The following is a 26,273-nucleotide window of genomic DNA, read 5'->3' as shown; positions in this document are numbered from 1 at the left end:
CATGTTAGACATTATTACTGTTTGTGGAAATGGGATTGGAAGCAGCCTTATGCTAAAAATGAAAATTGAAGAAATTTGTAAAGAAAATGGAATCCCAGCTACAGTCCAATCCTGTGATTTTAATGCAGCATTAAGTCAAAAATGTGATTTATTTGTAACTGTTAAAGAACTTGCAGATCAATTCCCGGCAGATCGAAAAGTTGCAGTTATCCGTAGCTATATTAATAAGAAAAAAATTCAAGAAGACATTCTAGAGATACTAAAAGAATTGAATAATCAAGAAAAATAAAGGAGGTCATATGATATGGAAATTTTAACATCAATTTTGGGATTTTTACGTGATGTATTTTCCGAACCTGCTTTGCTGATGGGTTTAGTTGCATTCGTTGGCTTAATTGCTCTTAAAAGTCCCGGTCATAAAATTTTAACTGGAACTCTTGGCCCAATACTCGGTTATTTAATGCTTAGTGCCGGGGCTAACGTTATCACTACAAACCTAGATCCATTAGGGAAAATGATTGAACATGGCTTCAATATTAAAGGTGTTATTCCAAATAACGAAGCGGTTGTTGCAGTTGCTCAGGATATTTTAGGTGTAGAAACGATGTCTATTTTAGTTCTGGGACTGGTAATAAATATTATTATTGCTCGCTTTACAAAATATAAATATGTATTTTTAACAGGGCATCATAGTTTCTTTATGGCATGTTTATTATCAGCAGTTTTAGGCGCATCCGGTTTAAAAGGGACATTACTTGTTATTATTGGTGGCTTTCTGTTAGGTGCCTGGAGTGCAATTTCCCCAGCAATTGGGCAAAAATATACACTAAAAGTTACTGATGGCGATGAAATAGCAATGGGTCATTTTGGTAGTTTAGGATATTACTTGTCTGCTTGGGTAGGCTCAAAAGTTGGCAATCCAAAAGACTCAACTGAAAATATCAAAATAGCTGAAAAATGGGGTTTTCTAAGAAATACAACGATCGCAACAGCAATTACTATGATTTTCTTCTATCTATTATCAGCAATCGTCGCAGGGCCTGATTTTGTATCAACACTATCTGGTGGAAAGTCCCCATGGGTGTTTGCTATTCTAGCAGGTTTACAGTTCGCGGTTGGTGTTGCAGTCGTTTATGCTGGGGTTCGTATGATTTTAGCAGATCTTATTCCAGCTTTCCAAGGTATCGCAACAAAAATAATTCCAAATGCTGTACCTGCAGTCGATTGTGCTGTATTTTTTCCTTATGCTCAAACAGCTGTAATTATTGGTTTCGTCTTTAGTTTCATTGGTGGAGTAATAGGAATGGTTATTTTAGGATTAGTTGGTGGCGTACTTATTATCCCAGGATTGGTACCTCATTTTTTCTGTGGGGCAACAGCTGGAATTTATGGAAATGCAACTGGTGGAAGACGTGGGGCTATATTTGGATCATTTGTAAACGGTTTAGCAATTACCTTCTTACCTGCATTACTTCTACCAGTATTAGGAGAGCTAGGTTTTGCAAATACGACATTTGGAGATTTTGACTTTGCCTTACTTGGTATTATCTTAGGGCAAACAGGAAATGTTTTGAATATGACTGGTATTATCGCTATTGTAATTGCAGTTTTAATAGCATTGATTGTTCCTAGTTTCTTTAAAACCAAATCTGCTGCATTGAATAATTATGATTCTCAAAATCATTCAAGTTAAAGAGGTGTGAAGGTTGAAAGATTTAAAAATAAAACTTTTTGCAGACGGCGCAGTACTTGAGGAAATGATTTCTGCTTATAAAGAGGGGGTTGTTAAGGGATTTACAACAAATCCTAGTTTGATGAAAAAAGCCGGTATAACCGATTATGTTAGTTTTGCAAAAGAGGTAATTACTCATATTCCTGATTTACCGATATCTTTTGAGGTGTTCACAGATAATTTTGACCAAATGATAAGGGAAGCAGAAGAAATAGCCAGCTGGGGAGATAACGTCTATGTTAAGATTCCCATTACGAACTCATATGGGGAATTGTCGATACCATTAATAAAAGACCTATCGAAAAAAGCAGTAAAATTAAACGTAACTGCAATACTAACGTTAGAACAAGTACAACAAGTAGTCGATGCCTTTGCGCCAGGAACTCATAATATAGTCTCAGTTTTCGCTGGAAGGATTGCCGACACTGGAATAGATCCAATTCCTACAATGAAAAAGGCAGCAGAAATCTGTCATCAAAAACCAAACACAGAATTACTTTGGGCAAGTTCTAGAGAATTACTGAACATCTTTCAAGCAGAAGAATGTAATTGTGATATTATTACATGTACACCCGATATACTAAGGAAACTATCTAATGTTGGAAAAGATTTAACACAACTTTCATTAGAAACTGTCCAGATGTTCAGTAAAGATAGTAAAGATCTCGGATTTTCTATATTATAATAAAATGTAAGTATACCGAAGTAAAAAATGGGACTGACCTTGCAATGAAGAAACTTTTAAATTGTTGAGATCAGTCCCTTATAAAATTTTAGCGGGTAGGTGATAGTTTACATTGTACTTTGAACATTAGGATGACATCATAATATAATAATTTTTGTAATTTTCTCGAATAATTGCCTTGAATTTTATTAAATCTGATAGAAAGCACTTGGGAATCCTATTTAATGCTTGTTTCGTTGCTAACATTATTGCTAGGATTTCTCGAGTGCTTTTCTTACTTATGCATTATTCACTAAAAGTGGTGGTGAATCAAAATACCTATTTTTAACTAATTAGAAATGATTTTTTCACAAAACTTTTTTATATTTTCAGTCATTTATTTATAATTATACTAACATTGTTTGATAAAGACTGGTTACTCTAAAAAACTAAAATAAATAACTTCACCAATTTTGGTGAAATTTTTTGGTCTTTAAGAAGGAATATGAGGATTCTATAATAAAGTTGTAAACGATTTCTTTGAGAACTACATGTAGAGTGGAGAAAGTTTTATGTTAACTGAAAGAGAGTATAAAATTTTAATGAAGCTTCTTAAATTTAATCAACCTATAAGAATAAAAGATTTATCTAAGGAATTTAATGTTAGTCCTAGAATGATCAAATATGATCTTGACCATATTAAAGATTGGCTTGCAAAGTATGAACTACAAATATTATCACAAACAAATAAGGGATTATGGATAGAACCGGATGAGGACAAGAAAAAGATCGTTATTAAAGAATTAATCGGAAATGAATCTTGGAATCGCATTCCAGATCAAAATTTCCGAATAAAGAAAATTGTAATGACGATGCTCCAAAAGGATGATTATACTACAGCTGCAAGTTTATCTGAAATCCTTGAAGTTAGCAGGAATACTATTTTAAGTGATATGAATTTGGTAGAAGAGTTCGTTTCTCCCTGGGAAATTCGGTTAGAGAGAAAGAAACGGATTGGATATAGACTATTTGGAGAAGAGCTTCATTTACGTTTATTGATAGAAAATCTAATTTTATCAAATATGTCAAACTACGAAATTTATCAAATCATGAGTAGTATTTCCAATAATGAGGAAAGGAATTATACGATTTATTCTATGGATGGGACTTTGCTTTCAGTTTTCAGAATAGCCGAGGAGAAACTTAGTGAGTTATACCATCCCAGTGTAATAAAAATTCTCCATCAGTCAGACATATTAACTCTATTAATTAGAATCACTATTTCTGTTACTCGTTTAAACCAAGGAAAAACGATTAAAAGTTACCGTGTTTTAAAAGATAATCAATATACAGATGATGTATCTATATTTATTTTTAATTTTATGAAAAGTGTTTTCAAAACTGTTGACCTTCCATTATTGGAAGATGAGTTTTTATATCTTTCAGGCGAATTTGCCAATGGAAGAAGAGTTGATCTTTTGAATGCTACTCAAAAAATTATTGAAGAAGTAAGTTATAAAACAGGGATTGACTTTAAAAGAGATACAAAGCTTTTTAGTAATTTATTTGCCCATTTATCTTTGCGGTTTCAAAGAGGATTATTTAACATGACAGAGTCGAATCCATTTGCTGAAGAAATAAAACAAAATTACGCGGATTTGTTTGAAAGTGTATCCTTAGCATGTGAGAAATATCTTGGAATGGACAAAATTGTAAACAAAAATGAGTTTATATCTTTTATTACTTTACATTTTCTAACTTCTTTAGAGAACACCTTTAATAAAAAAGAAAAGGTAAGAGCTGTTTATGTTTGTGCAACAGGTAAAGGAGTTGCGAGACTTATAAAAAGTCGAGTTGAAAAGGAAATACATGATATCGATATTGTCGCATATTGTTCCATCATGGAAGTTGAAGAAATATGTAAAAAAAGAGAAGTAGATCTGATTATTAGTGTATTTCCAATTAAGTCAAGAATACCTGTTATTGTAATGGAGGCCATTCCCACAAAAAAGGATATAGATACAATTAAAGAAAAAGTTTATGAAATATTGGAAAACAGACCAAAAAGTATACAAAGAATAGCCTGGAAAGAAGAAGAAAAAAATGATGAAGATAGTGAAAGTATAAGTCTTGAAATCATTCTCAAAGGTTTTGAAGTGATACAAGAAGTTCAATCAAATTTTGCACATCGAATTAAAGATGATAGATTACAAGCACTTCACCTTCACATTTTTTTAATGGTTCATCGTTATTTTTTTGAAAAGCAATATGATGATTTCTTATATACGTCACATCAGGTGACTGAGAAGAATAAACAGGATTTACAGCTGTTTAAGAATATTCTAGAAAGTAAAGAGTTACATGTAAATGATTCTGAGTTGATTGCCTTATTACAATATTTAAATTAATGGAAGGTGCATGGAATGAACAATTATAAGATTATTGAAAATGGCTATGTTATAGATCCGGAAAGAGAGGTGATTGAGAAAAAAAATATAGGGATCATCAACGGAAAACTTGTTGATCCTCAAACTATCATTCAAGAAAGTGCAGATAACTATGAACGTATCAATGCAGAAGGTTGTTATGTAGCACCAGGTTTTATCGATTTACATGTTCACGTTTTTAAAGATAGGACAAGCTTAGGAATAGAGGCTGATTTAGTGGGCGTTGAACAAGGTGTGACGACAATTGTTGATGCAGGTAGTTCTGGCTATGAGAACTATAAGCAGTTTAAAGAGTTGATTGTTAAAAATAGTAAAACGGAAATTTTATCATTTTTAAATATATCTCGGAAAGGATTATGTGAGGGCATATCCGAACTTGAAAATCCAAATAACTTAATGACTTTTGAAGAAGCAGAAAAAATATTTACAAGTGAAAAAAATATTGTCGGACTAAAAGCAAGAATGAGTAGCTCAGTTGTTAAGGAACAAGGTATTGCTCCTCTTCAATATGCTCGAAAATTAGCTGACCAACTTGAGGTACCGATTATGGTACATATTGGGAACCCTCCTCCATATTTAAATGAAGTATTCCCTTTATTGCAAAAAGGTGACATCGTTACACATGCATTTCATGGGAAAAAACATGGGATTTTAAAAGAAGACAATACTATGATACCAGAAGCCTTAGAAGCGCTTGAACGTGGAGTACTTTTTGATGTAGGTCATGGTACGGCCAGTTTCAGTTATCGGACGATTACAAGGTTTAAAGAAAGGTATTCGTGCCCTTTTACAATTAGTACCGATATATATATTGATAATTATGTTAAACCCGTAGGCAGTTTAATGAAAACTATGTCTAAACTCCTTTCTATCGGTTATTCATTAAATGATGTTGTGAAATCAGTAACAAGTAGAGCGGCAAAAGCGATTGGCTTGGCTGAACAAGGTACATTAAAGCTGGGTACTCGAGCTGATTTAACTATTTTTACCATTGCTGAAAGAGAAGAGGATTTAGTTGATTCTGAAGGAGAAATAATGAAAGTTAGAAGAGTTCTTCAACCTAGAATGACAGTAAAAGATGGAGAGGTTGTTTATTCAGAATGATTGCGGAAGAAATTAGGAAAGTAATAGAGAATAGCAGTGATTCCAGTACATGCGAAAAGATAATTTTAGAAGTAAAAGAATTATTAAAACAAGCCAACATTCAGATGACAGATGCCCAATGGTTATCTTTAGTTTCTCATTTATCAGGAATGGTTTATCGATCTACCCATAAAAAATTAATTGATCCAATTGATAAGGAATTATTTAATGAAGTTTCTTCTGATTCCATAAAATTAGCAGAAAAGGTTTGCAACTTATTTAATGATCTACATGAGGATGAAAAATATCTTTTGTCGATACATTTTGAATCAGCAAGATTAAAAAATTAAAAGAAGGAGGCAATATCATGAGTAAAATTGTTGTTGTAATTGGAGATCGTTTAGGAAAAGGACAGAATGTAGCAAAAGGTGTAGAAGCCGCTGGTGGTAAAGCGATTGTTATACCAGGTATTGGGGCTGATATGAAACTAGGAGATGTAATGAAACAAGAAAATGCAGATATTGGTATTTCCTTCTGTGGAAGTGGTGGTGCCGGGGCAATTATGGCACAAACTAAATATGGATATCCATGTCAATACGGTATGCGTTCTATTGACGAAGGTATTACCGCAATCCGTCAAGGAAAACGAGTACTGGGTTTTGGGTTTATGGATATTGAAGATTTAGGAAGAAAAATTACAGAAGAGTATATAAAAATAAAAGGATGATAAAATTATGAAAAAAACATTCCAATCCACTTTAAGGATTGAAGGTTTTGGAATTTCAAAGGAACTGGCAATAAATACTGCTTTAGGGACAATTCAAAAAAAGGTAATGGAACAGTATAAAGGTATAATTCTAAGGATAGAGCCTATAGATATTAGAATAATAAGTGCAAATGAAACAATTTATACTGAGAGATTTCTATTCTTCTTATTCCCTAGAAAAAGAAAAAAGTACAAAGTTGTACTAGATATTGATGTAAATATTTTTATGTTGAATGTTGATGAAATACCTTTTGAGTCAGCAGAATTACCAGATAATATTCGAAATGCAGTTCTAGGAAATGAAATTAAATAGGTGGTGTGTATATGGAATTTATGATAATTCTTATAAAGTCAGCTATTATTGGGGCGCTAGTGGGGGTTGGAGCAGGAGCGGGTGCAGCTAGAATGTTTCATGCTCCAACCGTTCAAGGTATGGGTGCATTCCGTACGCTTGGTGAATTAAACGCATGTGCTGGAGATGCTGCATCGCACTTTTCATTCGGCTTAGGTTTCTTCTTTAATGCATGGGCATCATCTGTCGGAGCGGGTGCATTTACACAAGATGTCGATCATCGGATTATACCGAACTGGGCTGCGGCAGTACTACTAAGAAAGGGGAAAAAACCGGAGGAAACCCTTCACGATCCAAAGAAAATGGGAATAGCCGGTGGAATCATTGGTGTAATTATTGTAGTTTTTCTAAACTCTACTGCTTCAGCTATTCCAGAATCATTACAAGCCATTGCAGTTAAAGTGTTAGTACCTGCAGCAAATCTATTAATTAATCCTGTTATGCCTGTCATATTCTGGCTTGCCGCACTAGATGCTGGTAAACGTTCAGGAATATGGGGAACAATTTTTGGTGGTTTAGCTCATATAATTATGGGAAATGCGGTCCCCGGCGTTGTCCTAGGTATATTAATTGGTAAAGGGGTAGATGATGGCGGGTGGACGAAAATTACCAAAACCCTATTAACAGCTGTAATTTTATTATTTGCATTGAGTGCATTTTTCCGTGGCTTTGATATTAATTTAATTAAGAGTTTTCATTTAGATGTTCCAACTTGGTTGATAAATATTCATGAAATGCTTGGACAAGAGGTGAAATAAAGATGAGTGAAAATATTAATATAACGAATAGTGAAAAAAACATGAAAAACTTTTGGTATGCTGATTGGTCATTTCCTATCTTTGTATCGCTATTGTCAGCAGGTGTCTTTGCTGGGACTCATATGTATTATGTATATCATATTGGTGCATTTAATGATGTAGCAATTGTCGCGATGCTACAGGCAGGGATGGAAGGTGCCGGATATGGCGCAGCTGCTGCATTTGGTGCAAGCTTTTTATTTGCTCGAATATTAGAAGGCTCGCTCGTGGGAATTCTTGATATTGGTGGTTCAATTCAGACTGGATTAGGTATTGGCGTTCCTGCATTGCTACTAGGTGCAGGTATTACAGCTCCAATAGAATCATTTGTACTTTCATTACTGACTGGAGCACTATTAGGTATAATAATAGGTTATGTCATAATTGGTCTTCGTAAATTTACGGTTGGAAGGTCAAATTCCACATTCGGTGCAGATATTATGATGGGTGCAGGTAATTCATCCGGCCGTTTTCTTGGACCATTAATCATTATTTCTGCAGCTAGTGCTTCTATTCCGGTTGGTATTGGTTCTATTATAGGAGCTGCATTATTCTATGCATGGAAAAAACCAATAGCTGGTGGTGCTATCTTAGGTGCAATGATATTAGGTGCTTTCTTTCCGATTGAATTATAAAAGAGGTGTTTTGAAGTGGGAATATTTAAAGAACTGGGTTTACGAGAAATAATAAATGCAAGTGGAAAAATGACTGCTTTAGGTGCATCAGCTGTTGAAGAGCAAGTCGGACTTGCATTAAAAGAGGCATCACAAGACTATGTTGATATAGATGAATTGATGGAATACACAGGAAAAGTCATCGCAAAAGTAACAGGAGCAGAAGATGGTTGTCCTACTTGTGGTGCTTCTGCGGGAATAGCAATTTCTACAGCAGCTGTTATTGCCGGAACAAAATTATCATTAATTGAAAGAATCCCCAATACAGAAGGTTTAAAAAATGAGGTTATAGTACAAAAAGGGCATTTAGTTAATTTTGGAGCTAGTATCGGTCAAATGATTCGTATTGGTGGAGGAAAAGTGGTTGAGGTTGGCCAAGCCAATAAAGTTGAAAAAGATCATATAGAGCAAGCAATTAACGATCATACTGCTGCATTATTATATGTTAAGTCACATCACACAGTTCAAAAGGGAATGCAGTCGATTACTGCTATGATGGAAGTTGCACATAAGCATGGTTTGCCATTTATTATTGATGCTGCAGCTGAAGAAGATTTCCAAAAATATATAAAAATGGGTGCGGATATTGTTATATATAGTGGAGGAAAAGCACTTGAAGGTCCAACTTCTGGATTTGTTTGTGGTAAAAAAGAGTTAATGGAGGCTTGTCGTAAGCAGTATAAAGGTGTTGGTCGCCCAATGAAAATAGGCAAGGAAGGAATGGCTGGTCTTATAACTGCTCTCAAATTAATTGAAAATAAATCAAGTAAACCAGAAAAGCAAATTGAGAGAATGACTAACTTATGCAATAAACTTGGAAAACTACAGGGTCTCACTTGTTCCATTAAACAGGACGAAGCTGGAAGGGAAATTTATCGAGCACAAATTCATATTAACGAAGATATAACAGGAATTTCAGCAGAAGAACTTTTACATAAACTTGAAGCTGGTAATCCTGCAATTTACTTAAGGCATCACTATGTAAATGTTGGTATCTTATCTGTTGATCCACGACCGCTGTTAGAAGGACAAGAAGATATTATTGCTGATAAGATTATTGACATTTTACAGGGAGGAAATAAATGATGGATATAAAACAAAAAGTGATATTTAATGTATTAGCTAAAGATGAACAAAATGCAAAAGAACTAATTGAAGTTGCAGGAGATCGTATTTTCGTAGGTGTTATGGTGAAAAACTTCGCTACTGAAGAAGAAGCAATTCAACAAGTACTGCATTTTCAAAATATTGGAGTACCAGTGTCAGTTGGGCTGGGTGCAGCTGACCCAAATATGTGGCAAAGGGTTGCAAATGTTTCTGCAAAGACAAGACCGGTTCACATTAACCAAGTGTTTAGTGCGGCAGGTTATACCCTTGGAAGAATGGAAGAATTGGGAGAAACTCCAATTATTAATGGGGTTATTGAGCCTTCCGGAACTCCTGGTGAAGTATATATTTCAACTGGTCCCGCAAGTTCATCAAATAAAGAAAAAGTTTCATGTGATTTGGCTGCAAAAATGTTGGCTGAAGTTGGCATACAATCCATAAAATTTTATCCAATCCAAGGTGAAAAACATCTTGATGAAGTTGCGGCAATGGTCAAAGCAGCTGTTAGGGCGGGAATAAAAATTTTTGAACCAACTGGTGGTATTACGGTAGACAATGTATATAACATTGTAAAAATATGTTTAGATAATGGCGCAGAAGTTGTTATTCCCCATCTTTATACTTCTTTAATAAATAAAGAAACAGGAAAAACTGAAGTTGCAAAAATAATTCATTTACTTAAAATAAAATGGGACTAAGAATAATAGGGATGAGGCTACAGTTGGATTAAACTGTAGTCTTCTTTTAAATTAGATGGAAGAAAGTTTAATTATGAAGAAATTTGGTGTTATTTTTGACATGGATGGGGTCATTATTGATAGTGAGCCAGTATATAGATCTTTAAATGAACAGATATACAAACGCTTAGGAATTAAGGTTGAGGATAGTTTTAAAAGTAAATACATAGGAGTTACCGCCAGAACAAAATGGAAACTTATCAAAGAACATTATAATTTATCTCAAAGCATTGAAGAATTACTAAAAGTTGAAAATGAAGTATTTTCACAAGCAGAATGGGATTATAGAAAAATCCTATATCCAGGTGTCAAGCCATTGTTAAAAAAATTACAAATGAATGCTGTTCCGTTAGCATTAGCAACTTCATCAGGAAGATTGAGGGTAAATGAAGTTTTAGAACAGTGTAATTTGGCAGGTTATTTTAAAAAGGTAATTACAGGTGATGAGGTGAAAAATGGAAAGCCTGATCCGGAAATATTTTTGTTAGCAGCAAAGTTAATCAATATACCCCCAGAAAATTGTATTGTAATTGAGGATTCATATAATGGACTTGTTGCAGCTAAAGATGCAAACATGTATGGGGTGGGCATAAGACACCCCAAGATTCAAGTGGATTTATCAATTGCTGATATTATTGTTGAATCGCTAGAAGAGATTGAGTTTGAACTTATAGGAAAAGAAGAGTGATATTTATGATAGAAAGTGGGAGGATTGTAATGAAAATGTGTCTTACTTTACATTAAGTAACATTTAAAATAACATCCGTAACTCTATTAATATTAATTTCATAAGTCCGGTTAGAAAAACCAAGCAGGTAATTAAAAGAAAGCAGATATCTATAAAAAGTGGATTAAATTAAAATGCAAATATATACTGAATTTATATATAATTAATCCATTAAGAATAATAAAAGATCCCCCCACCTACAAAAGCGTAGGTGGGTAAAGTATACTCCAGCAAAAATTAATATTTACTACATTTCCCAGTCGATTCTCTTTTGATTAACGTTGCTGGAAATAGAATTTCTTGTTTTGGCTCATTGGGATTATTGATTCTCCATAATAACTGTTCTACCGCTTTTTTTCCATATAAATTTAGGTGGATGGCCATCGTTGTAATTTGAGGTTGCGAGATTTGAGATAATTGACCATTATCGAAATTAATCACTGAAGCATCATTGGGGATTTTTAGCCCTCTATTTTTAAGGGATGTGCACACCATAAACCCGTAACCATCATTCACACATAACCAGCCGGTAGGAACCCTCTCAAGTGATTGAATGCATATATCAACCGCTTTGTTTTCCTCTATAACATTCATAAACATAAAATTTTTTTGAGGAGTAATGTTTTCTTCTCTTAAAGCTAAAAGATAGCCCTCCATACGTTCATAGTAACTTGGTGAAAAATCAATATTACCGACAAAGGCAATTTCTTTATGGCCTAAATCTATCAGATACTTGGTTGCCATATAGGCGGCAAATCGGTTGTTGGTCAGAATCGCATCGGCGTCGATAAGTGGGTGATGATGGTCGATTAGTACTGTTGGAATACCTGTAGCAATCACTTTTTTAATATACTCGGTTCGAATATGTGACACAATAATAATTCCGTCTACCTTTTTTTCTCTAATGAAGTCAGGCAAAATAAGTTTTTCCTTTGCTTCTTGTGAAACCGATTGGATATTAAGAGTAATCCCGTTTTTCATACAGCTTTCCTCAATAGCCAAAAAAATCTCCCCAAAAAATGCTTTTAATGAAAATGCAAAATCCGTCGCAATTAATCCGATACATATGTTTCTTTCCTTTTTAGGAGGAATATTTTTGCTTTTATAAACATATCCTAATTCTTTCGCAGTTTGCTCAATTAACTGTCTAGTTTCTTCACTAACGCCACTTTTGCCGGATAGTGCTTGGGATACGGAGTTTTTGGAAATTCCAAGCTTGTCAGCAATATCCTGCATTGTAATTTTTCTTTTCATAAAAATCTCCCTTAAGATAGTAGTTTTGTAACGTTACAAATAATATAACATGAAATTTATTTAGTTTAAAGGGAAAATAGATAAATCCATGGATAAAGGTATAAAAAACAGCTTGACAATATGTATTTTTATTGTGTAAAATTTACTTGTAATTAAAATTACATTGCTTTACAACAAAAATATAATGTTAAAATATTTTTGTAAGGTTGTTTGTAAGGTGATAAATATTAAACTATAATTATTCTTCTACCAAAGGAAATTTTTTAAAGCCCTTGTGAAAGCGGTTTTATGGAACGGGGAATAATTAAAATTTAGGAGGAGAAAGTATGAGATTAAGAAAATCATTGGCGTTGTTTATTTCCCTTAGCTTGTCTGCAACAGCGATGATTGGTTGTTCTTCCGGAGATTCTTCAAAAGATACAAAGGAGGGGGTAACTGAAATCGAATTTTGGGCGGCTCCAAATCCAACTCAGCAAGCATTTTGGAAAGATATGGCTGAAGAATTTAATAAAGAACATAGTGATATTAAGGTTAATGTGAGTGCGATTAAAGAAAGCCCGACGTCTGAGGCAAGCATTCAATCAGCCATTGCGGCGAAAAAGGCGCCAACGATGTCCGAAAATATTAACCGTGGGTTTGGTGCCCTTTTATCAGAAAGTAAAGCAATTGTTCCTTTGAATAAACTTGAAGGTTTCGACAAGTTGGTGAAAACACGCCAAATGACCGAAACGATTGAAAGCTGGAAATCAGCTGATGGAAACCAATATATTTTCCCGATTTACTCGAATTCCATGTTATTTGGTTGGCGGTTGGATATATTAAAAGAATTAGGCTATAACGAAGCACCGAAAACGTATAGTGAAGTATTGGATGTTGTTCAAAAATTAAAAGAAAAATATCCGGATAAATATCTTTGGGCAAAACCAGATTTAGCTGATCCAACTGCTTGGAAAAGGTGGTTTGACTTCTTTATGCTGTACAATGCTGCATCGGACGGTAATGCATTTGTAGACGGAAGTAAATTTGTTGGTGATAAAGAGGCAGGTTTGGACGTCTTCAACTTTGTAAAGTCTTTAGTAGATAAGGATGCGGTTTTAACAGCTCAAGTTACGGATCCGTTTGAAACTGGTGTTGGTATATTTACCGATGTCGGTCCTTGGACTCCGGGGTCTACTTGGAAAGAAAAATACCCTGATTTAGTCTATGGAGAAACATATACATTATCATTGCCACCGGTTCCGGATGATAGAGATCCGAGTAATGCGAAAACATTTGCTGATGCAAAAGGAATTGTTATTTATGCTTCTGCAACAAAAGAGGAACAGGCTGCTGCAATGGAATTTTTAACTTGGGTATATTCTAACCCGGATACAGATATGAAATGGCTTGAAGATACCGATCTTCCGCCTGCAAGAGATGATTTAGGTACAAATGAAGCATTTGCCTCTTATTTCGAGCAAAAACCTTTTATGAAGGCATATGCGGATACAGTTGCTAAAGGTGTTCCTCCGATGGAAAATTCTAAATACAACGAGATTCAAACAATTATTGGCCAAAATGCATTCAACAAAATAGTGAAAGGTCAAATTACACCTGAACAAGCATGGAAAGATATGGTGAATGCAATTGAGGGGGAACTTAAGTGATGCGAAAAACTTCAAATGGTATGGGCTGGCTTTTTACTAGCCCATACATTCTTTTTGGGATTATCTTTTTCGTTATACCGTTAGTTTGGTCTTTTTTTCTAGCCTTTACGGATTGGAATTTAATTTCACCGGAATTTAATTTCGTTGGCATTGATAATTTTATTGAGGCAATTACAAGCCAAAGTGTTCAATCGGCTTTTGTTAATACGTATAAGTTTCTAATTATTTACGTTCCGATCGTTATGGCCTTGTCATTGACAGTGGCTATGGTTGTGAATGGTTTACCGAAATTTAAAGGCTTTTTTTTAATTGGCTTCTTTCTTCCTTATTTATCTTCCGGTGTTGTTACTTCGCTAATTGTTAATGGTATTCTTTCTTACAACGGTCCACTAAATACATTCTTACGGGAAAAGTTAAGTTTTAATATTGATTGGCTTGGCACACCGATTGCAGCAGTGCTAATTGTTTCTATTATGATTGCATGGAAGTTTGCCGGCTACTATGGCTTGATTCTGTTTTCCGGGTTATCCGGAATAGAGAAAGAAATATATGAAGCAGCGGCAATAGACGGGGCGTCGAGATGGCAAACCTTTTGGAAAATTACCATACCTATGTTATATCCTGCTCTTTATACCGTGCTTATTTTAGCGATTGGTGTTAGTTTCGGGATATTTACAGAAGTGTATCAGTTAACCGGTGGCGGACCTGATTTTGCTACGAATACATGGCAAATGGAAATATTTACGAATGCCTTTACTAATTTACAAGCGGGATATTCATCAGCCATTGCTTTAATAGCTGCTGTAGTTACCTTCGTTTCTATCTATATTGTCAGAAAACTTATTGAATTGTGGGGTAGAAGAAATGGTTGGGAATAGAAAAAATTATTTGATTCGTTATGTTATAGCTACATTTTTGTTATTGCTTATGGTGTATCCGTTTATCTATTTAGTATTAAATTCGTTCGCAGATTGGTCGCAAATTGACAAAAAATTTATTCCATCTGATTTCACATTACGATCTTACGAATGGTTATTTGCCGGTGGTGAGGCAGAAATTGCCAGACCATGGATCCATGCTTTTTTTAATAGTGCAATTGTATCATTAGGCTCCACATTTCTCATGATGTTGATTGGTGTACTGGCTGCCTTTGCACTTTCCAAATTGAATTTTAAAGGTAAAAATTTTATTAACAACTTTGTTATGTTTCACATGTTTTTTCCGGCTTTAATTTTGTTAATTCCTACCTTTTTACTAATTCAAAATGTCGGTTTATATGATACTTATCTTGGATTGATTATTCCTAAAGCGGTTAGTTTATGGGCGATATTTATGTATACCAATTTCTTCCGCGCTATTCCGGATACATTCATTGAAGCGGCAAAATTGGATGGTGCGAATAACCTGCAAATTTTGTTTAAAATTATTTTGCCAATGTCAAAATCAATTACGACGGTTATTTTCTTGTTCCTATTCACGGAACGCTGGACCGAATTATTATGGGATATGATTGCTGTTCGCAGCGATGAAATGTTGACATTAAACGTATTAATTTCTCAAATGTTTGGTCCTTATGGTGGTTATCCTGGTCCGATGTATGCAGCGTCGGTTTTATTAACCGTACCAATCATTATTTTATTTTTATTCTACTCTAAAAAATTCCAAGAAGGTATGCAATTTACCTTGAAATAAAAGAGGTTTGTTATGGAAGATTGGTGGAAAAAAGCAGTGTTTTATGAAATCTATATGCCAAGTTTTTGTGATGGGAACGGGGATGGGATTGGTGATTTTATTGGGATTACTTCAAAACTTGATTATTTGAAAAAACTAGGTATCAACGGAATATGGCTTACTCCTTTTTACAGGTCGCCAAAAGTAGACAACGGATATGATATTTCTGATTATTATACTGTAGATCCGGATTATGGAACGATGAAGGACTTCGAGATATTTTTAATGGAAGCTCATGCCAGGAATATAAAAGTGATTATCGATATTGTGTTGAATCATACATCTACGGAGCATAGGTGGTTTCAGGAGTCCCGTTCTTCTAAAGTTAATCCGAAGCGGGAATGGTATATATGGAGGGATCCTGTAAATGGGAATGCACCAAATAACTGGATTTCTTTTATGGGAGGACCGGCATGGACGTTTGATGAAAAAACTGGACAATTTTTCTACCATTCTTTTGCTGAGCAGCAAGTGGACTTAAATTGGACCAATCCTGAAGTAAAAGCAGAAATGTTTCGTGTCATGCGTTTTTGGCTTGAAAAGGGTGTAGATGGTTTCAGATTGGATGTTATCAATCATTTGAAAGTAACCGTTCGATTTGATGATAATCCATGGGATGAAGAGGTTGGCGAACAAATCCATTGTTACGATAAAAATCAGGAAGGAATTTTAGAAGTGATTGAGGAAATTGCCGTTTTTGTTCATTCTTATCCGGATAAATTTTTAGTCGGTGAAGTTAGCTCTGAAGATTTAAATGAACTGAAAAATTATTGTGGTAAAGGGAAATTGGATGTAGTTTTCCAATTTAATTTAGGAAGTATTCCGGAACTTGATGTTGAAAAAATTTACCAACAAATAAAAGAGATGGATATTGCCTATAAAGAGGACCAACTACCTACATTATTTTTTGGTAGTCATGATATGTCCCGCTTTATAACGCGGTTTGCAGTAGATGGGAAAGAGGAAGAAGTGGCAAAGTTAATATCTACCTTGATGTTGACTGCAAAAGGAGTACCATTTATTTATTATGGTGAGGAAATTGGTATGCGGGATCTTGTGATTGATGACATTTCAAAAATGAAAGATGTACAAGGGCTGATTGCTTACCATTTAGCATTGGAGGCCGGAAAAACGGAAAAAGAAGCCTTAGATGAAGCTAATCGAAATGGCCGAGATCGCTCCCGGTCCCCAATGCAATGGTCACAGACAACATATTATGGTTTTTCTAATGTTGAACCATGGATATCCCTTCCAAATAATGATGTATCCGTTGAAAAACAAATAAAAGATCCTGCTTCCATGCTTTCTTACTATCGTAATTTGATCGCTTTCAGGAGAAGATATCCAGCCTTGACAACAGGAAATTATGTTTGCCTTCAATTGGAAAATCAATTATTCAATTATAAAAGAAAGTATCAAGATGTCATGGTGAATGTATATTTAAATTTTAGTGATGAAACCAAAAGAATGGATTTAAGTCCAAATTATGAAGTTGTTCTATCATCAAGAAGGGATTTGAGCTCACCACCAAGAGAAATTTTACCGTTTGAGGCAATTGTTTTGGTTAAGAAAGGATGATTAACTTGTTGACAGGTAAGGAGAGAAAACCAATTTCTGTAGAGGAATTATTAATTAATTATCGGAATAACCAGCGGGTGATTTTTAAAAAGGAAAAACTTACTTTCAAGGGTGTTAACGATAAGGATGTTTATAATATTACCGCACCATTTCAAGATAACGGAGAATGGGTGATTGCCGGACGTGTGGAAAGTAGGGATAGTGAGCATTCACAAGTGGTGTTTTTTGTTAACCGTAATGATGCATGGATCCCAAGACAGAGTGCTCCGGTATTTGAACTTCAGGACCCTTTCTTTACTAAAATAGGAGGACAGCTCATATTTGGTGGAGTTGAAATTTTCCCGCATCCTACCGTACAAAATTCATTGAGCTGGAGAACTGTTTTTTACCATGGAAACACCATTGGCGAATTGGAAAGATTTTTTGAGGGTCCGGATGGCATGAAGGATTTACGGTTAATTGAATTGACAGATGGTTCTGTCGGAATTTTTACCCGCCCACAAGGAGAAAAAGGAGGACGTGGAAAAATCGGCTTTACAAAAATCGATTCATTGAAAGATCTTTCTATTAATGTTATAAACGAAGCGCCTTTATTCGATCAATTTTTAGATGATGAGTGGGGTGGTGCGAATGAAGTCCATTTGCTCTCGAATGGCATGCTGGGTGTATTAGGTCATATTGCACGGTTTGATAAAGAAGGAAATCGTCACTATTATTCAATGGTGTTTAAAATTAATCCGGAAACCAGAGACTATAGTAATATGCAGATCATTGCTGAACGGGCGGATTTTTTAGAAGGACCATCGAAGCGTCCGGATTTAGTGGAAGTTGTCTTTAGCGGCGGGCTCATTCGTTATCCGAACGGGAAGGCGGAATTATATGCGGGAATTAGTGATGCCACTGCACAAAAAATCACTATCCCGGATCCATTTACACAATTAGAAAATTAAAGGAGTTTACCAATGAATATATATCGCTATGAAGAAAATCCATTACTTACACCATTAGATGTAAAACCGTATCACGAAAATTTTGAGGTAGTTGGTGTCTTCAATGCCGGGGTTACAGAGTATAATGGGGAAACTATTCTTGTTTTAAGGGTTGCGGAACGTCCTATAAGTGAAAATCCGAACGTTGTCAAAACACCTGTATATAATGTAAATACAAAAAAACTCGATATTGTAGAATTCCACAAAGGAGATGGACGTTATGACTTTTCCGACTCTCGTACGATAACCAAAAAAGAATCAGGATGTTTTTCATATTTAACATCTTTATCTTATTTAAGATTAGCCAGGAGCAAAGATGGTCATCATTTTACTGTTGAGGATACACCATTTATTTATCCTTCAAACATACATGAAACTTTAGGTATTGAAGATCCTCGTGTAACAAAAATTGAGGATACTTATTATATTTATTTTAGTGCTGTTTCTCCGTTAGGTGTCGGGGAATCGATGGTATCGACAAAGGATTTTAAAACAATTAAACACCATGGGATGATTTTTAGCCCGGAAAACAAGGATGTTACGATTTTCCCAGAAAAAATCAATGGAAAATATTATGCTTTACATCGTCCGGTACCAAAATCGACCGGTTCGCCACAAGTTTGGATTGCCGAATCTGAAAATCTGCTACATTGGGGGAATCACCAGTTTCTATTTGGATTGCGTGAAAATATGTGGGATAACGGTCGGATAGGTGCAGGAGCCGTTCCGATAAAAACGGATCGAGGATGGCTGGAATTGTATCATGGTGCCAATAAGGACGATCGCTATTGTATGGGAGCTATTTTACTAGATTTAGATAACCCAACAAAAATCCTTGCTCGTTCTGAGGAACCTATCTTATCTCCGGAAGCACCATATGAAGTAGAAGGCTTCTTTGGCAATGTTGTTTTCTCTTGCGGTGCATTAGTGGAAGGTGATACGATTAAAATGTATTATGGTGTTGCCGACACATCGATCGCTTGTGCAGAATTTAGTATAAAAGAAGTTCTGGATTCTTTAAAATAGGAATGATTCTCAAGAGGCCAAGTGCAAATTTAGGCCTCCTTTTTTACGTTGATTAAGTTAAGTAAAGCCGCTATATTAACTTTCTAATAGAGTAAATAAAAGGACCTATCATTATTAAGCTACCCAACATGATTAGGAGAACAGCAGGCACCGCTGTAACTAATAACACTTTTACTATATAAAGCAGCTGTACCCCTAGTAATAAGCATATTAATCCAATGATAAAATACTTTAACATTGAAATCCTTCCTATATGTTAGTAAAATGTTTTGGCCGCTTGTCTTTGTAGGGGCTTTTTGGATTGGGCTGGTTTATCTTGTAGTTATAGTGATTAGGAAGTTTCTTAAAAGATAAAGATTGCTAAAACATAGGATAAAAGATAAGAAGATACGGAGTTGATAAAGTGGGCAGGAATCGAGACTGGACGGAGGAAGAGGTTCGGTATCTGGAAGATAGGTGGGGGTCTGTTAATGTTAAAGGAATTGCCAAAGGACTCGATTGTTCCATTTATGCAGTTAAAAGCAAAGCAACTCAATTAGGACTTGGCGATCCACGTACATATTATGACGGAATCACTGTTCGCCAATTAAGTCTTGTCTACTATTCGACTGTGGATTCAAAGGTATAGGTTTCCAGTCAAACAGAAGCTGTTTGCGGTAAAAGAAAAAGTATATGTAATTGCATATGAGGATTTTTGGGATTGGGCAGAAGAAAAACGAAGAGCCGATCAAATCAGCTGTCACAAAATCAAACCGTGGACAAAAGAAGATGATTAGAATTAATTAGAATGGTCTGCTCTTATCAATTTATGTATCCGGAAATTGCTAAATCATTGAACCAAACAGAAGGGGTCGTAAAACGAAGATTAAATGTGCTTGGCATTAAAGCAAGGCCAGTATGGTTAAATAATAATATCAAGTACACAGAGGAAGAAATTGAAAAACGATAGTTGATCTTTATCACAAAGGCTACGGCATAGAAGCCATTGCTGAACAAATCGGGAAAAGCGCTTAAATATTCGAGGAAGATTAGAACGAATAGGTCATCATAAAAAAGTAAATAGACGTGCATAATGAAAAGTCTAAAATAAATGACATACAACTACATAGCAGGGTGGGCAGTGGCCGCGATCTTTCTTTGAACGGTGGTGGTGTTTTAAAAACTTCCTTCGAGGGGAGGTGGCCACTGGTGGTAACATACGAAGCACTAAACTTGATGTTAGCTTTCGGAATGTTTGTTCTAACATTTTTATCGGTTTTAGTGGCTATTTTTTCCAACAAAAAGAAATAACACCACCCCTGCACGGCCAAGTGTTAAAGGGTAGGGCTTTTTCCTGATCCAACGACACACGGTCACTGTACTTCTAGCAGTGTTGTTGTATACCCTGGGCGCTAATGTTTTATTAGCGTCCTTTTTAATATTTATCTCTATTTTCATTATATACTAAAAAGTGATTTTTACAACCAAATTTACATAGAAAATAATACACAAACTATTTTTATTAAAAGTAGCCGCATTTTGGCTGTTTTTTGTTTGTTTACGCTTGTATAGAATAGCGAATTATTCATGAGTAATAGATTAGAGAGGGAAAGAATGCGAAGGGAGGATAATAAATGGGTGAGATCATTGTTAATGGTTCAATGTCGATTAATGGAATGCTAACCGTTACTCGTACGCTCGTTGAAGCAGAAGACCAACACGCAATTGTTGTAGAAGGCGTATTAAAAACAGAAGCTTATATTGAAGAAATTGAAGATATACAAACGGAACTTTACTGTACTGGGCGTCCAAGTCATTCAAGAATCTTTTGGGTCAGAAGAAAAGGATATTAGTTATGCATTTCGAGCCGAAAGCCTATTAATTTAACCGTAAAAGGAGGCGAGAGCATGAGCGATGAACGGAGCGAACTAGATTCTTTAGAAGAACTGGTGGATATTGCGGCAGAAGAAATATCGCAAGCTGTTATGAATCGAGAGAATTTGAAGCCGGGATCAAAATTTATGGGGGTATTCGGAGATCGGCCTCGAAGCAAAAAAAGCTACAATGACGATGTTGTCAACAAAGACAGGCATGTATGCAAAAATCCCAATTATTTGCAAAGCTGACTGTTGCCAATATGCAGAAACTTGTCCGCTTCTTGCATATGACTTGCCACTTGTACACACTTTATTTTGAAAATGCTAAAATTTTTATCAGAAAACTTGCAATTAGAAATAGGTAAAGAGTTACTTTATTTAATAAGGGGAGTTTTAAGTAATTTTGACTCCTATGTATATTCTGATTTTTAGATGAGATTATCGGAAAAAATCATCCCCAAAAAACTTATTTTTCTAAAGGGTTTTAACGAAAAACATAGAATAAATTAAATAGTGTAACTAAAAACAGAAGGAGTGAATGGAAAGTATTGTTTATCTTTTTTAAGGCAAATCAATAAATAAGGAGAGCACCAGAATCGTTATCTCAGTAGATGATGCATTCAACATAAGACCACTGTTTTATAACAACTTTGATTTGCATATATAGAAGATTAATTTTTTAATAGGGCATTGGGGGATATGTTCATGAAAAAAAGAATAAAACAATTCATTACTACAATTTTGTCTGTTCTTTTGGTTATTTCATTTGTCTTACCACATCAAACATTAGCTGCTAATTTTGAAAAGCCAATATTAAATTATGTTGCTTTAGGGGATTCCTTGGCAGCGGGATATTTAAATGACAAATCAAGAGGAAGGGGTTATCCTGAATTCATTAAGGAGAGAATTGAAAGCGGTTCCTCTTATTTAGTTGACTTGCAGAACTTCGGGATTGGCGGATATAGAACAACTCATGTGCTGGATGACCTGATAAATCCACAAAGTCCAAAATATCAGCAAGTAAGAGAGGCTATAAAACAAGCAGACATTATTACCTATGATGCAGGGGCAAATGATGTTTTAGGGATAATTGGGGATGTAACGAAATTCAACCCGAATGACTCGGAATTAATGAAACAGATTCAAGCTGCAATGATTACAGTTGGAGACAATATTGATGTAACGTTGAAAGAAATTAGAAAAATTAATCCGGATGCACAAGTTTATATAATGGGTTACTACAACGCCTTACACTTTTTACCAAATATACAGGATGCTGTCCTCTATTTAATCGGTGAATTAAATAAAGTTATAGACACAGTGGCTTTGTATAACGGAGCGACCTTTGTACCAACTTTTGAGATTTTCAATGGTAAATACCAAGAATACTTACCAAATCCGGACATTCACCCGACAGAAGCAGGCTATCAAGCAATTGCAGGACAGTTTGCTAATTTTATCATCCCTAATTTACCGATTGTTTGGATTTTTGGAGAGGGAACACCGAGCGATGAAATAGGACACTCAAGAGATAAATACCTAGATATCAAAAACTGGATTGTATATGAAAAAGTAGATCTAGTTTGGAAAAAAAGCTATGATCTTAAAGAATACGAAGGGGAACAACTTGTCGGACAAGGAGCCCCGAAAGTCGATTATGGAAAGATAGGTGATTTCTATTTTGATCAAAACACCAATATTCTTTACGTAAAAGTCAATGAACTGTTTTGGCTGGAAATAGGTAAATCTGATCCTATTGATGATAATGGTGGCGGTCAAAATGGTGAACAGCCGGGTGATTCGGGTACAGGAAGTGGTGGCGACCAAACAGGACCTCAAAATAATGAAAAGGACGGCAGTCAAAACACTGGCAGCAATCAAGGAGAAAATTTGAATTCCGGTAATAGCGGCACAACAGGGGAGAAACTTGAACAAATGAACAACAAAGCAAATACAACGAACACCGTAAAAACGGCTGGAAATAACCAGAGATTGAAACTACCAAACACAGCAACAAATAATGGCCTATTCCTGCTAATTGGTATGTTCACGATTACCATAGCCGGCGTTTCTTATCTTATGTATTTCAGGAGAATTAAGCGGGAAGGTTTTGAATAATGCTGAAAAGGGCATGTCTATCCAAAAGTAGTATTTATGTAGTACGTTCTTAAGGACCTTATATCCATTTTAATGAAATGTTAAATCTTTGAAACGCATTTTTAATTTCTATGTAACTGTAATCCCTCTATTTCTATGTTAAAGTTCATATGTAGCCTACAAGGAGGGAATTACAAAATGAAAAAATTAGTCGTTACCGTTGCTGCAGCGATTGCTAGTGCGGGTCTATGGACATCGGCTGTTTCTGCAGAAGAAATTGTCGTGCAGAATGGTGACAATCTCTGGAATCTTGCAAGAGAACATCAGACAACCGTAAATAATCTAATAAAATTTAATAATTTACAATCTTACACTATCCATCCTGGCCAAGTGTTGCAAACGGAATTCGTACATACTGTCGTCAAAGGTGAATCACTTTGGGCGATTGCACAACACTATGGCATTACCGTAGATGAATTAAAAGAATCCAATCACTTAACATCCGACTTAATCTTGATTGGTCAAGTTTTAACGATCCCCGGGGTAAATGCAGATGAAGTAGCTTTGTCAGGTGCAAATGGACAATCTAGTAGTCAGCCTGCACGACAAATTATAACAGGGGATGAACAGGCGAAAGAAAATTCGAATGAATCGGCAGAAAATCCGGCTACAGAACTTATTGAGCAACCGGCAGCTGCAGAACAACCGGCATCAGAGGAACCAAGTGAGGGGGAAGTTCCCGCTCCTGCACAAAAACAAACCGAACAACAAACGACACCAGCACAGCCTGCAGAAGTAAGTGAAGAGCCAGCAACTGAAGAAGTAACAACTCAACAAGAAGCACAACCCGGTAAAACGATAACTGTCACTTCGACCGGGTATACAGTTGAAAGTGCGGGTGGATCTGGAATTACCGCAACAGGAATTGACTTAAATAAAAACCCGAATGCGAAAGTCATTTCCGTTGATCCAAAAGTAATACCGCTTGGCAGTAAAGTTTATGTAGAAGGCTACGGGGAAGCCATTGCAGCAGATACGGGCGGCGCGATTAAAGGGAATAAGATCGACATTTACTTCCCAACCAGAGAGCAAGCGATAAACTGGGGCGTACGTAACGTCAATATTACGATTCAAGAATAAAAACCCTAAAATAAGAAAGAAGAAAAACCCTGCAGGTAAGTATGTCTGCAGGGTTTAATTTATTAGAATCTTAATTAACAGCAATTTTACTGGAACGTTGAGTCATTTATGTCTTTTAGTATTGTAGCTTTAAGTCAACTTACATCTTATTTATTGTTTGTCCGGTTTAAAATAAACCACATTTAGTGAATACTATCACAAACATTAAGTATGAACAGTGAACCTGTGCTTAAAAACATCTCGGTTAAGTACATCCTTTTAGCCTAACACCTTCATAAAGATTGAGTATGAGTAGTGGGCGCGTGCTTAAAACTACCCCGATTAAGTGGAATACCTTTACAAACATTGACTATGAACAGTGAATCCGTGCTTAAGGACCACTCCGGTTACGTTCAGCCCATTCAGTGAAAACCATCACAAAACTTCAGTAGTGATATTCTTTTTGGACCACCACTGGACCACAAAACTGTCACCGCGGACCAGGAATAGTGAACTTGCCTCTCTGGACCACGATTAGAAGAATGCTTTAATACTTGATAGAACGACTAGTATGCCAAGAATAATAACAAATGCGTTGCTCAAATAATTTTTTCTGTATTTAGCCAGTGCAGGCACTTTATAGATTGCATACATTGGTAATAGGAATAAAATTAGCGCAATTAGTGGCGCATTAATCATATCAATGAGATCAAGAATACTTGGGTTTGCATAAGCAACTAGCCAACAAGTCACAATCATAAAGCCAATGATGATATTCTTTACTGTTTTATTATTTAATTTTTTTCCGCGAGATTTAGCAAACTCTTTAATAATGTCTTCCATACCTTCATATGCCCCTACATAGTGACCAAGGAAGGATTTTGTTATGGCAACGAAAGCAACGATAGGAGCCGCCATTGCAAATAAAGGCATACTATATTTATTAGCCAGAAATGAAAGGATTGGCAAGTTTTCTTCTTTTGCCAGTGCAAGGTCACCAGAAGTCACACTCAAAACACAACTATAAACAAAGAACAAAACGACTGAAATCGTCATGATATAACAAAACTTTTGAATCTGGGCACATTTGCGGTCAACATTTTCCATTCCATAGGTTTCCCGTTGTTTAATAACAAAGGTAGATATCATAGGAGAATGGTTAAACGAGAATACAATAATTGGAAGAATAAACCAACATATTTTTAAAATGTCAACAAAGCCTGCTCCTCCATCGGCATTTGCAAAATTACCAGCTAAACTTAAATTTGAAAGATCCCATTGTGGAATCAAATATAAAGCTAGGAACACAAGACAGGCTATAAATGGATATACAAGCCAGCTCATGACTTTTACCGTAACATCATGACCAAAATTCACGATAAAGATAAGACCGAGCACCAAAATAAGTGATAGTATAATTCTAGGTGGTGCTTGCATGTTCAATTGATGCTCAATGAAACTACTTGCAGTATTGGTTAAAGAAACTGCGTACATCAGTAATATTGCATAAATCGAAAAGAAATAGACGATATCAAAAGCTGTACTTGCTTTAGTTCCAAAATACTCCCTAACTGTTGCTGTAATACCCTCACCGGCAGATTTAGAAGAGTAGATCATTTTAGCCATCGCCCTGTGTGAAAAGTACATGACAGGGAATGCCAGTACCGTAATTAAAAGTAAAGATAATATACCTCCTGCTCCGGCATTAATTGGTAAAAAGAGGACACCTGCCCCAATTGCTGTTCCAAAAAGACTCATTGCCCAAGTGGTATCTTGCATATGCCATTTATTCGGGTCTTTATATTGATGAAGTTCTTCTGTAGTATGTTCAAATTCCTGTACTTTAGCTGCATTTTGACTCATTTTCATTTCCTCCTTGTGAGGTAGTATT

At 35.5% G+C, this 26,273-nt stretch carries 28 protein-coding genes; 26 read left to right on the top strand and 2 right to left on the bottom strand.

Features of this window, described 5'->3' with window-relative positions; all coding sequences use genetic code 11:
* Nucleotide 1: 1 nt before the first annotated feature.
* From NSQ14_RS17130 to NSQ14_RS17070, 13 genes are all read left to right on the top strand, one after another.
* Nucleotides 2-289 (top strand): PTS sugar transporter subunit IIB, encoded by a 288-nt coding sequence (locus tag NSQ14_RS17130; protein ID WP_034773042.1) that lies wholly within the window; start codon nt 2-4, stop codon nt 287-289.
* A gap of 15 nt (nt 290-304) precedes the next feature.
* Complete coding sequence (locus NSQ14_RS17125) at nt 305-1,693, top strand: PTS ascorbate transporter subunit IIC (RefSeq protein WP_034773038.1); 1,389 nt, start codon at nt 305-307, stop codon at nt 1,691-1,693.
* A 13-nt stretch (nt 1,694-1,706) separates the two neighbouring features.
* Nucleotides 1,707-2,417 carry a transaldolase gene (locus NSQ14_RS17120; protein ID WP_034773037.1) on the top strand — a complete coding sequence of 237 codons (711 nt, stop codon included), beginning with the start codon at nt 1,707-1,709 and terminating at the stop codon, nt 2,415-2,417.
* A 551-nt stretch (nt 2,418-2,968) separates the two neighbouring features.
* Nucleotides 2,969-4,804 carry a transcription antiterminator gene (locus NSQ14_RS17115; protein ID WP_346216631.1) on the top strand — a complete coding sequence of 612 codons (1,836 nt, stop codon included), beginning with the start codon at nt 2,969-2,971 and terminating at the stop codon, nt 4,802-4,804.
* A gap of 15 nt (nt 4,805-4,819) precedes the next feature.
* A complete protein-coding gene (locus NSQ14_RS17110) occupies nt 4,820-5,947 on the top strand; it encodes an amidohydrolase/deacetylase family metallohydrolase (RefSeq protein ID WP_034773035.1) in 1,128 nt (375 codons plus the stop codon).
* Nucleotides 5,944-6,276, top strand: a complete 333-nt coding sequence (locus tag NSQ14_RS17105) for a PRD domain-containing protein (RefSeq protein WP_043988699.1) — start codon at nt 5,944-5,946, stop codon at nt 6,274-6,276. The genes NSQ14_RS17110 and NSQ14_RS17105 overlap by 4 nt, the downstream gene beginning before the upstream one ends.
* Before the next feature lie 17 nt (nt 6,277-6,293).
* Nucleotides 6,294-6,653: a glycine-rich SFCGS family protein gene (locus NSQ14_RS17100; RefSeq protein ID WP_034773034.1), complete on the top strand. Its 360-nt coding sequence runs from the start codon at nt 6,294-6,296 to the stop codon at nt 6,651-6,653.
* A gap of 7 nt (nt 6,654-6,660) precedes the next feature.
* Nucleotides 6,661-7,005, top strand: a complete 345-nt coding sequence (locus NSQ14_RS17095; protein ID WP_095141607.1) for a DUF4312 family protein — start codon at nt 6,661-6,663, stop codon at nt 7,003-7,005.
* Between the two features lie 11 nt (nt 7,006-7,016).
* Nucleotides 7,017-7,802, top strand: a complete 786-nt coding sequence (locus NSQ14_RS17090; RefSeq protein WP_227092051.1) for a DUF4311 domain-containing protein — start codon at nt 7,017-7,019, stop codon at nt 7,800-7,802.
* A 2-nt stretch (nt 7,803-7,804) separates the two neighbouring features.
* A complete protein-coding gene (locus NSQ14_RS17085) occupies nt 7,805-8,476 on the top strand; it encodes a DUF4310 family protein (RefSeq protein WP_269919519.1) in 672 nt (223 codons plus the stop codon).
* 15 nt (nt 8,477-8,491) lie between these two features.
* Complete coding sequence (locus NSQ14_RS17080; RefSeq protein WP_346216630.1) at nt 8,492-9,601, top strand: DgaE family pyridoxal phosphate-dependent ammonia lyase; 1,110 nt, start codon at nt 8,492-8,494, stop codon at nt 9,599-9,601.
* On the top strand, nt 9,601-10,320 hold the full coding sequence (locus NSQ14_RS17075; RefSeq protein WP_326973614.1) for a KDGP aldolase: 720 nt from the start codon (nt 9,601-9,603) through the stop codon (nt 10,318-10,320). Before NSQ14_RS17080 ends, NSQ14_RS17075 begins: the two co-directional genes overlap by 1 nt.
* Nucleotides 10,321-10,393: 73 nt before the next feature.
* Nucleotides 10,394-11,047 carry an HAD family phosphatase gene (locus tag NSQ14_RS17070; protein ID WP_346216629.1) on the top strand — a complete coding sequence of 218 codons (654 nt, stop codon included), beginning with the start codon at nt 10,394-10,396 and terminating at the stop codon, nt 11,045-11,047.
* 276 nt (nt 11,048-11,323) lie between these two features.
* Here the strand turns inward: NSQ14_RS17070 and NSQ14_RS17065 are convergent, their stop codons facing one another.
* Nucleotides 11,324-12,358 carry a LacI family DNA-binding transcriptional regulator gene (locus tag NSQ14_RS17065; RefSeq protein WP_268753583.1) on the bottom strand — a complete coding sequence of 345 codons (1,035 nt, stop codon included), beginning with the start codon at nt 12,356-12,358 and terminating at the stop codon, nt 11,324-11,326.
* 308 nt (nt 12,359-12,666) lie between these two features.
* Here NSQ14_RS17065 and NSQ14_RS17060 point away from each other — a divergent pair, with 308 nt between their 5' ends.
* The 13 genes from NSQ14_RS17060 (at nt 12,667) to NSQ14_RS17005 (ending at nt 24,403) form a co-directional block, all read left to right on the top strand.
* A complete protein-coding gene (locus tag NSQ14_RS17060) occupies nt 12,667-13,986 on the top strand; it encodes an ABC transporter substrate-binding protein (protein WP_041901856.1) in 1,320 nt (439 codons plus the stop codon).
* On the top strand, nt 13,986-14,864 hold the full coding sequence (locus NSQ14_RS17055) for a carbohydrate ABC transporter permease (protein WP_041901854.1): 879 nt from the start codon (nt 13,986-13,988) through the stop codon (nt 14,862-14,864). The genes NSQ14_RS17060 and NSQ14_RS17055 overlap by 1 nt, the downstream gene beginning before the upstream one ends.
* Nucleotides 14,851-15,678: a carbohydrate ABC transporter permease gene (locus NSQ14_RS17050; RefSeq protein WP_346216628.1), complete on the top strand. Its 828-nt coding sequence runs from the start codon at nt 14,851-14,853 to the stop codon at nt 15,676-15,678. The genes NSQ14_RS17055 and NSQ14_RS17050 overlap by 14 nt, the downstream gene beginning before the upstream one ends.
* 12 nt (nt 15,679-15,690) lie before the next feature.
* Complete coding sequence (locus NSQ14_RS17045) at nt 15,691-17,295, top strand: alpha-glucosidase (protein ID WP_346216627.1); 1,605 nt, start codon at nt 15,691-15,693, stop codon at nt 17,293-17,295.
* A gap of 32 nt (nt 17,296-17,327) precedes the next feature.
* A complete protein-coding gene (locus NSQ14_RS17040; protein WP_428831598.1) occupies nt 17,328-18,245 on the top strand; it encodes an MTP-1 family protein in 918 nt (305 codons plus the stop codon).
* Between the two features lie 12 nt (nt 18,246-18,257).
* Entirely contained in the window at nt 18,258-19,310 is a 1,053-nt protein-coding gene (locus NSQ14_RS17035; protein WP_041901850.1) for a BtaManbiosPhlase, read from the top strand.
* A 403-nt stretch (nt 19,311-19,713) separates the two neighbouring features.
* Nucleotides 19,714-19,938 (top strand): hypothetical protein, encoded by a 225-nt coding sequence (locus tag NSQ14_RS17030; protein WP_052480278.1) that lies wholly within the window; start codon nt 19,714-19,716, stop codon nt 19,936-19,938.
* A gap of 159 nt (nt 19,939-20,097) precedes the next feature.
* Complete coding sequence (locus NSQ14_RS17025; protein ID WP_156103272.1) at nt 20,098-20,259, top strand: hypothetical protein; 162 nt, start codon at nt 20,098-20,100, stop codon at nt 20,257-20,259.
* Nucleotides 20,260-20,375: 116 nt separating this feature from the next.
* On the top strand, nt 20,376-20,600 hold the full coding sequence (locus tag NSQ14_RS18940; RefSeq protein ID WP_428831583.1) for a putative holin-like toxin: 225 nt from the start codon (nt 20,376-20,378) through the stop codon (nt 20,598-20,600).
* A gap of 323 nt (nt 20,601-20,923) precedes the next feature.
* Nucleotides 20,924-21,142, top strand: a complete 219-nt coding sequence (locus NSQ14_RS17020) for a hypothetical protein (RefSeq protein ID WP_034772977.1) — start codon at nt 20,924-20,926, stop codon at nt 21,140-21,142.
* A gap of 54 nt (nt 21,143-21,196) precedes the next feature.
* Nucleotides 21,197-21,415 carry a hypothetical protein gene (locus tag NSQ14_RS17015; protein WP_034772974.1) on the top strand — a complete coding sequence of 73 codons (219 nt, stop codon included), beginning with the start codon at nt 21,197-21,199 and terminating at the stop codon, nt 21,413-21,415.
* A 456-nt stretch (nt 21,416-21,871) separates the two neighbouring features.
* Nucleotides 21,872-23,284, top strand: coding sequence for a GDSL-type esterase/lipase family protein (locus NSQ14_RS17010; RefSeq protein ID WP_346216626.1), 1,413 nt, complete (start codon nt 21,872-21,874; stop codon nt 23,282-23,284).
* A 177-nt stretch (nt 23,285-23,461) separates the two neighbouring features.
* On the top strand, nt 23,462-24,403 hold the full coding sequence (locus NSQ14_RS17005) for a LysM peptidoglycan-binding domain-containing protein (protein ID WP_270578827.1): 942 nt from the start codon (nt 23,462-23,464) through the stop codon (nt 24,401-24,403).
* 513 nt (nt 24,404-24,916) lie between these two features.
* On the opposite strand, the gene NSQ14_RS17000 is transcribed toward NSQ14_RS17005, so the two are convergent.
* A complete protein-coding gene (locus NSQ14_RS17000; RefSeq protein WP_041847058.1) occupies nt 24,917-26,245 on the bottom strand; it encodes an aromatic amino acid transport family protein in 1,329 nt (442 codons plus the stop codon).
* Nucleotides 26,246-26,273 lie beyond the last annotated feature (28 nt).

It is taken from the genome of Caldifermentibacillus hisashii, from assembly GCF_039654145.1.
Lineage (GTDB): Bacteria > Bacillota > Bacilli > Bacillales > Caldibacillaceae > Caldifermentibacillus > Caldifermentibacillus hisashii.
This window is presented reverse-complemented; position numbering and strand designations above follow the sequence as displayed.

What these genes read in the sequence shown, in the direction of transcription:
- NSQ14_RS17130 (WP_034773042.1), top strand. Translation starts at nt 2, where the DNA reads ATGTTAGACATTATTACTGTTTGTGGAAATGGGATTGGAAGCAGCCTT.
- NSQ14_RS17125 (WP_034773038.1), top strand. Translation starts at nt 305, where the DNA reads ATGGAAATTTTAACATCAATTTTGGGATTTTTACGTGATGTATTTTCC.
- NSQ14_RS17115 (WP_346216631.1), top strand. Translation starts at nt 2,969, where the DNA reads ATGTTAACTGAAAGAGAGTATAAAATTTTAATGAAGCTTCTTAAATTT.
- NSQ14_RS17110 (WP_034773035.1), top strand. Translation starts at nt 4,820, where the DNA reads ATGAACAATTATAAGATTATTGAAAATGGCTATGTTATAGATCCGGAA.
- NSQ14_RS17105 (WP_043988699.1), top strand. Translation starts at nt 5,944, where the DNA reads ATGATTGCGGAAGAAATTAGGAAAGTAATAGAGAATAGCAGTGATTCC.
- NSQ14_RS17100 (WP_034773034.1), top strand. Translation starts at nt 6,294, where the DNA reads ATGAGTAAAATTGTTGTTGTAATTGGAGATCGTTTAGGAAAAGGACAG.
- NSQ14_RS17095 (WP_095141607.1), top strand. Translation starts at nt 6,661, where the DNA reads ATGAAAAAAACATTCCAATCCACTTTAAGGATTGAAGGTTTTGGAATT.
- NSQ14_RS17090 (WP_227092051.1), top strand. Translation starts at nt 7,017, where the DNA reads ATGGAATTTATGATAATTCTTATAAAGTCAGCTATTATTGGGGCGCTA.
- NSQ14_RS17085 (WP_269919519.1), top strand. Translation starts at nt 7,805, where the DNA reads ATGAGTGAAAATATTAATATAACGAATAGTGAAAAAAACATGAAAAAC.
- NSQ14_RS17075 (WP_326973614.1), top strand. Translation starts at nt 9,601, where the DNA reads ATGGATATAAAACAAAAAGTGATATTTAATGTATTAGCTAAAGATGAA.
- NSQ14_RS17070 (WP_346216629.1), top strand. Translation starts at nt 10,394, where the DNA reads ATGAAGAAATTTGGTGTTATTTTTGACATGGATGGGGTCATTATTGAT.
- NSQ14_RS17060 (WP_041901856.1), top strand. Translation starts at nt 12,667, where the DNA reads ATGAGATTAAGAAAATCATTGGCGTTGTTTATTTCCCTTAGCTTGTCT.
- NSQ14_RS17055 (WP_041901854.1), top strand. Translation starts at nt 13,986, where the DNA reads ATGCGAAAAACTTCAAATGGTATGGGCTGGCTTTTTACTAGCCCATAC.
- NSQ14_RS17050 (WP_346216628.1), top strand. Translation starts at nt 14,851, where the DNA reads ATGGTTGGGAATAGAAAAAATTATTTGATTCGTTATGTTATAGCTACA.
- NSQ14_RS17045 (WP_346216627.1), top strand. Translation starts at nt 15,691, where the DNA reads ATGGAAGATTGGTGGAAAAAAGCAGTGTTTTATGAAATCTATATGCCA.
- NSQ14_RS17035 (WP_041901850.1), top strand. Translation starts at nt 18,258, where the DNA reads ATGAATATATATCGCTATGAAGAAAATCCATTACTTACACCATTAGAT.
- NSQ14_RS17025 (WP_156103272.1), top strand. Translation starts at nt 20,098, where the DNA reads ATGGTCTGCTCTTATCAATTTATGTATCCGGAAATTGCTAAATCATTG.
- NSQ14_RS17020 (WP_034772977.1), top strand. Translation starts at nt 20,924, where the DNA reads ATGGGTGAGATCATTGTTAATGGTTCAATGTCGATTAATGGAATGCTA.
- NSQ14_RS17015 (WP_034772974.1), top strand. Translation starts at nt 21,197, where the DNA reads ATGAGCGATGAACGGAGCGAACTAGATTCTTTAGAAGAACTGGTGGAT.
- NSQ14_RS17010 (WP_346216626.1), top strand. Translation starts at nt 21,872, where the DNA reads ATGAAAAAAAGAATAAAACAATTCATTACTACAATTTTGTCTGTTCTT.
- NSQ14_RS17005 (WP_270578827.1), top strand. Translation starts at nt 23,462, where the DNA reads ATGAAAAAATTAGTCGTTACCGTTGCTGCAGCGATTGCTAGTGCGGGT.
- NSQ14_RS17000 (WP_041847058.1), bottom strand. Translation starts at nt 26,245, where the DNA reads ATGAGTCAAAATGCAGCTAAAGTACAGGAATTTGAACATACTACAGAA.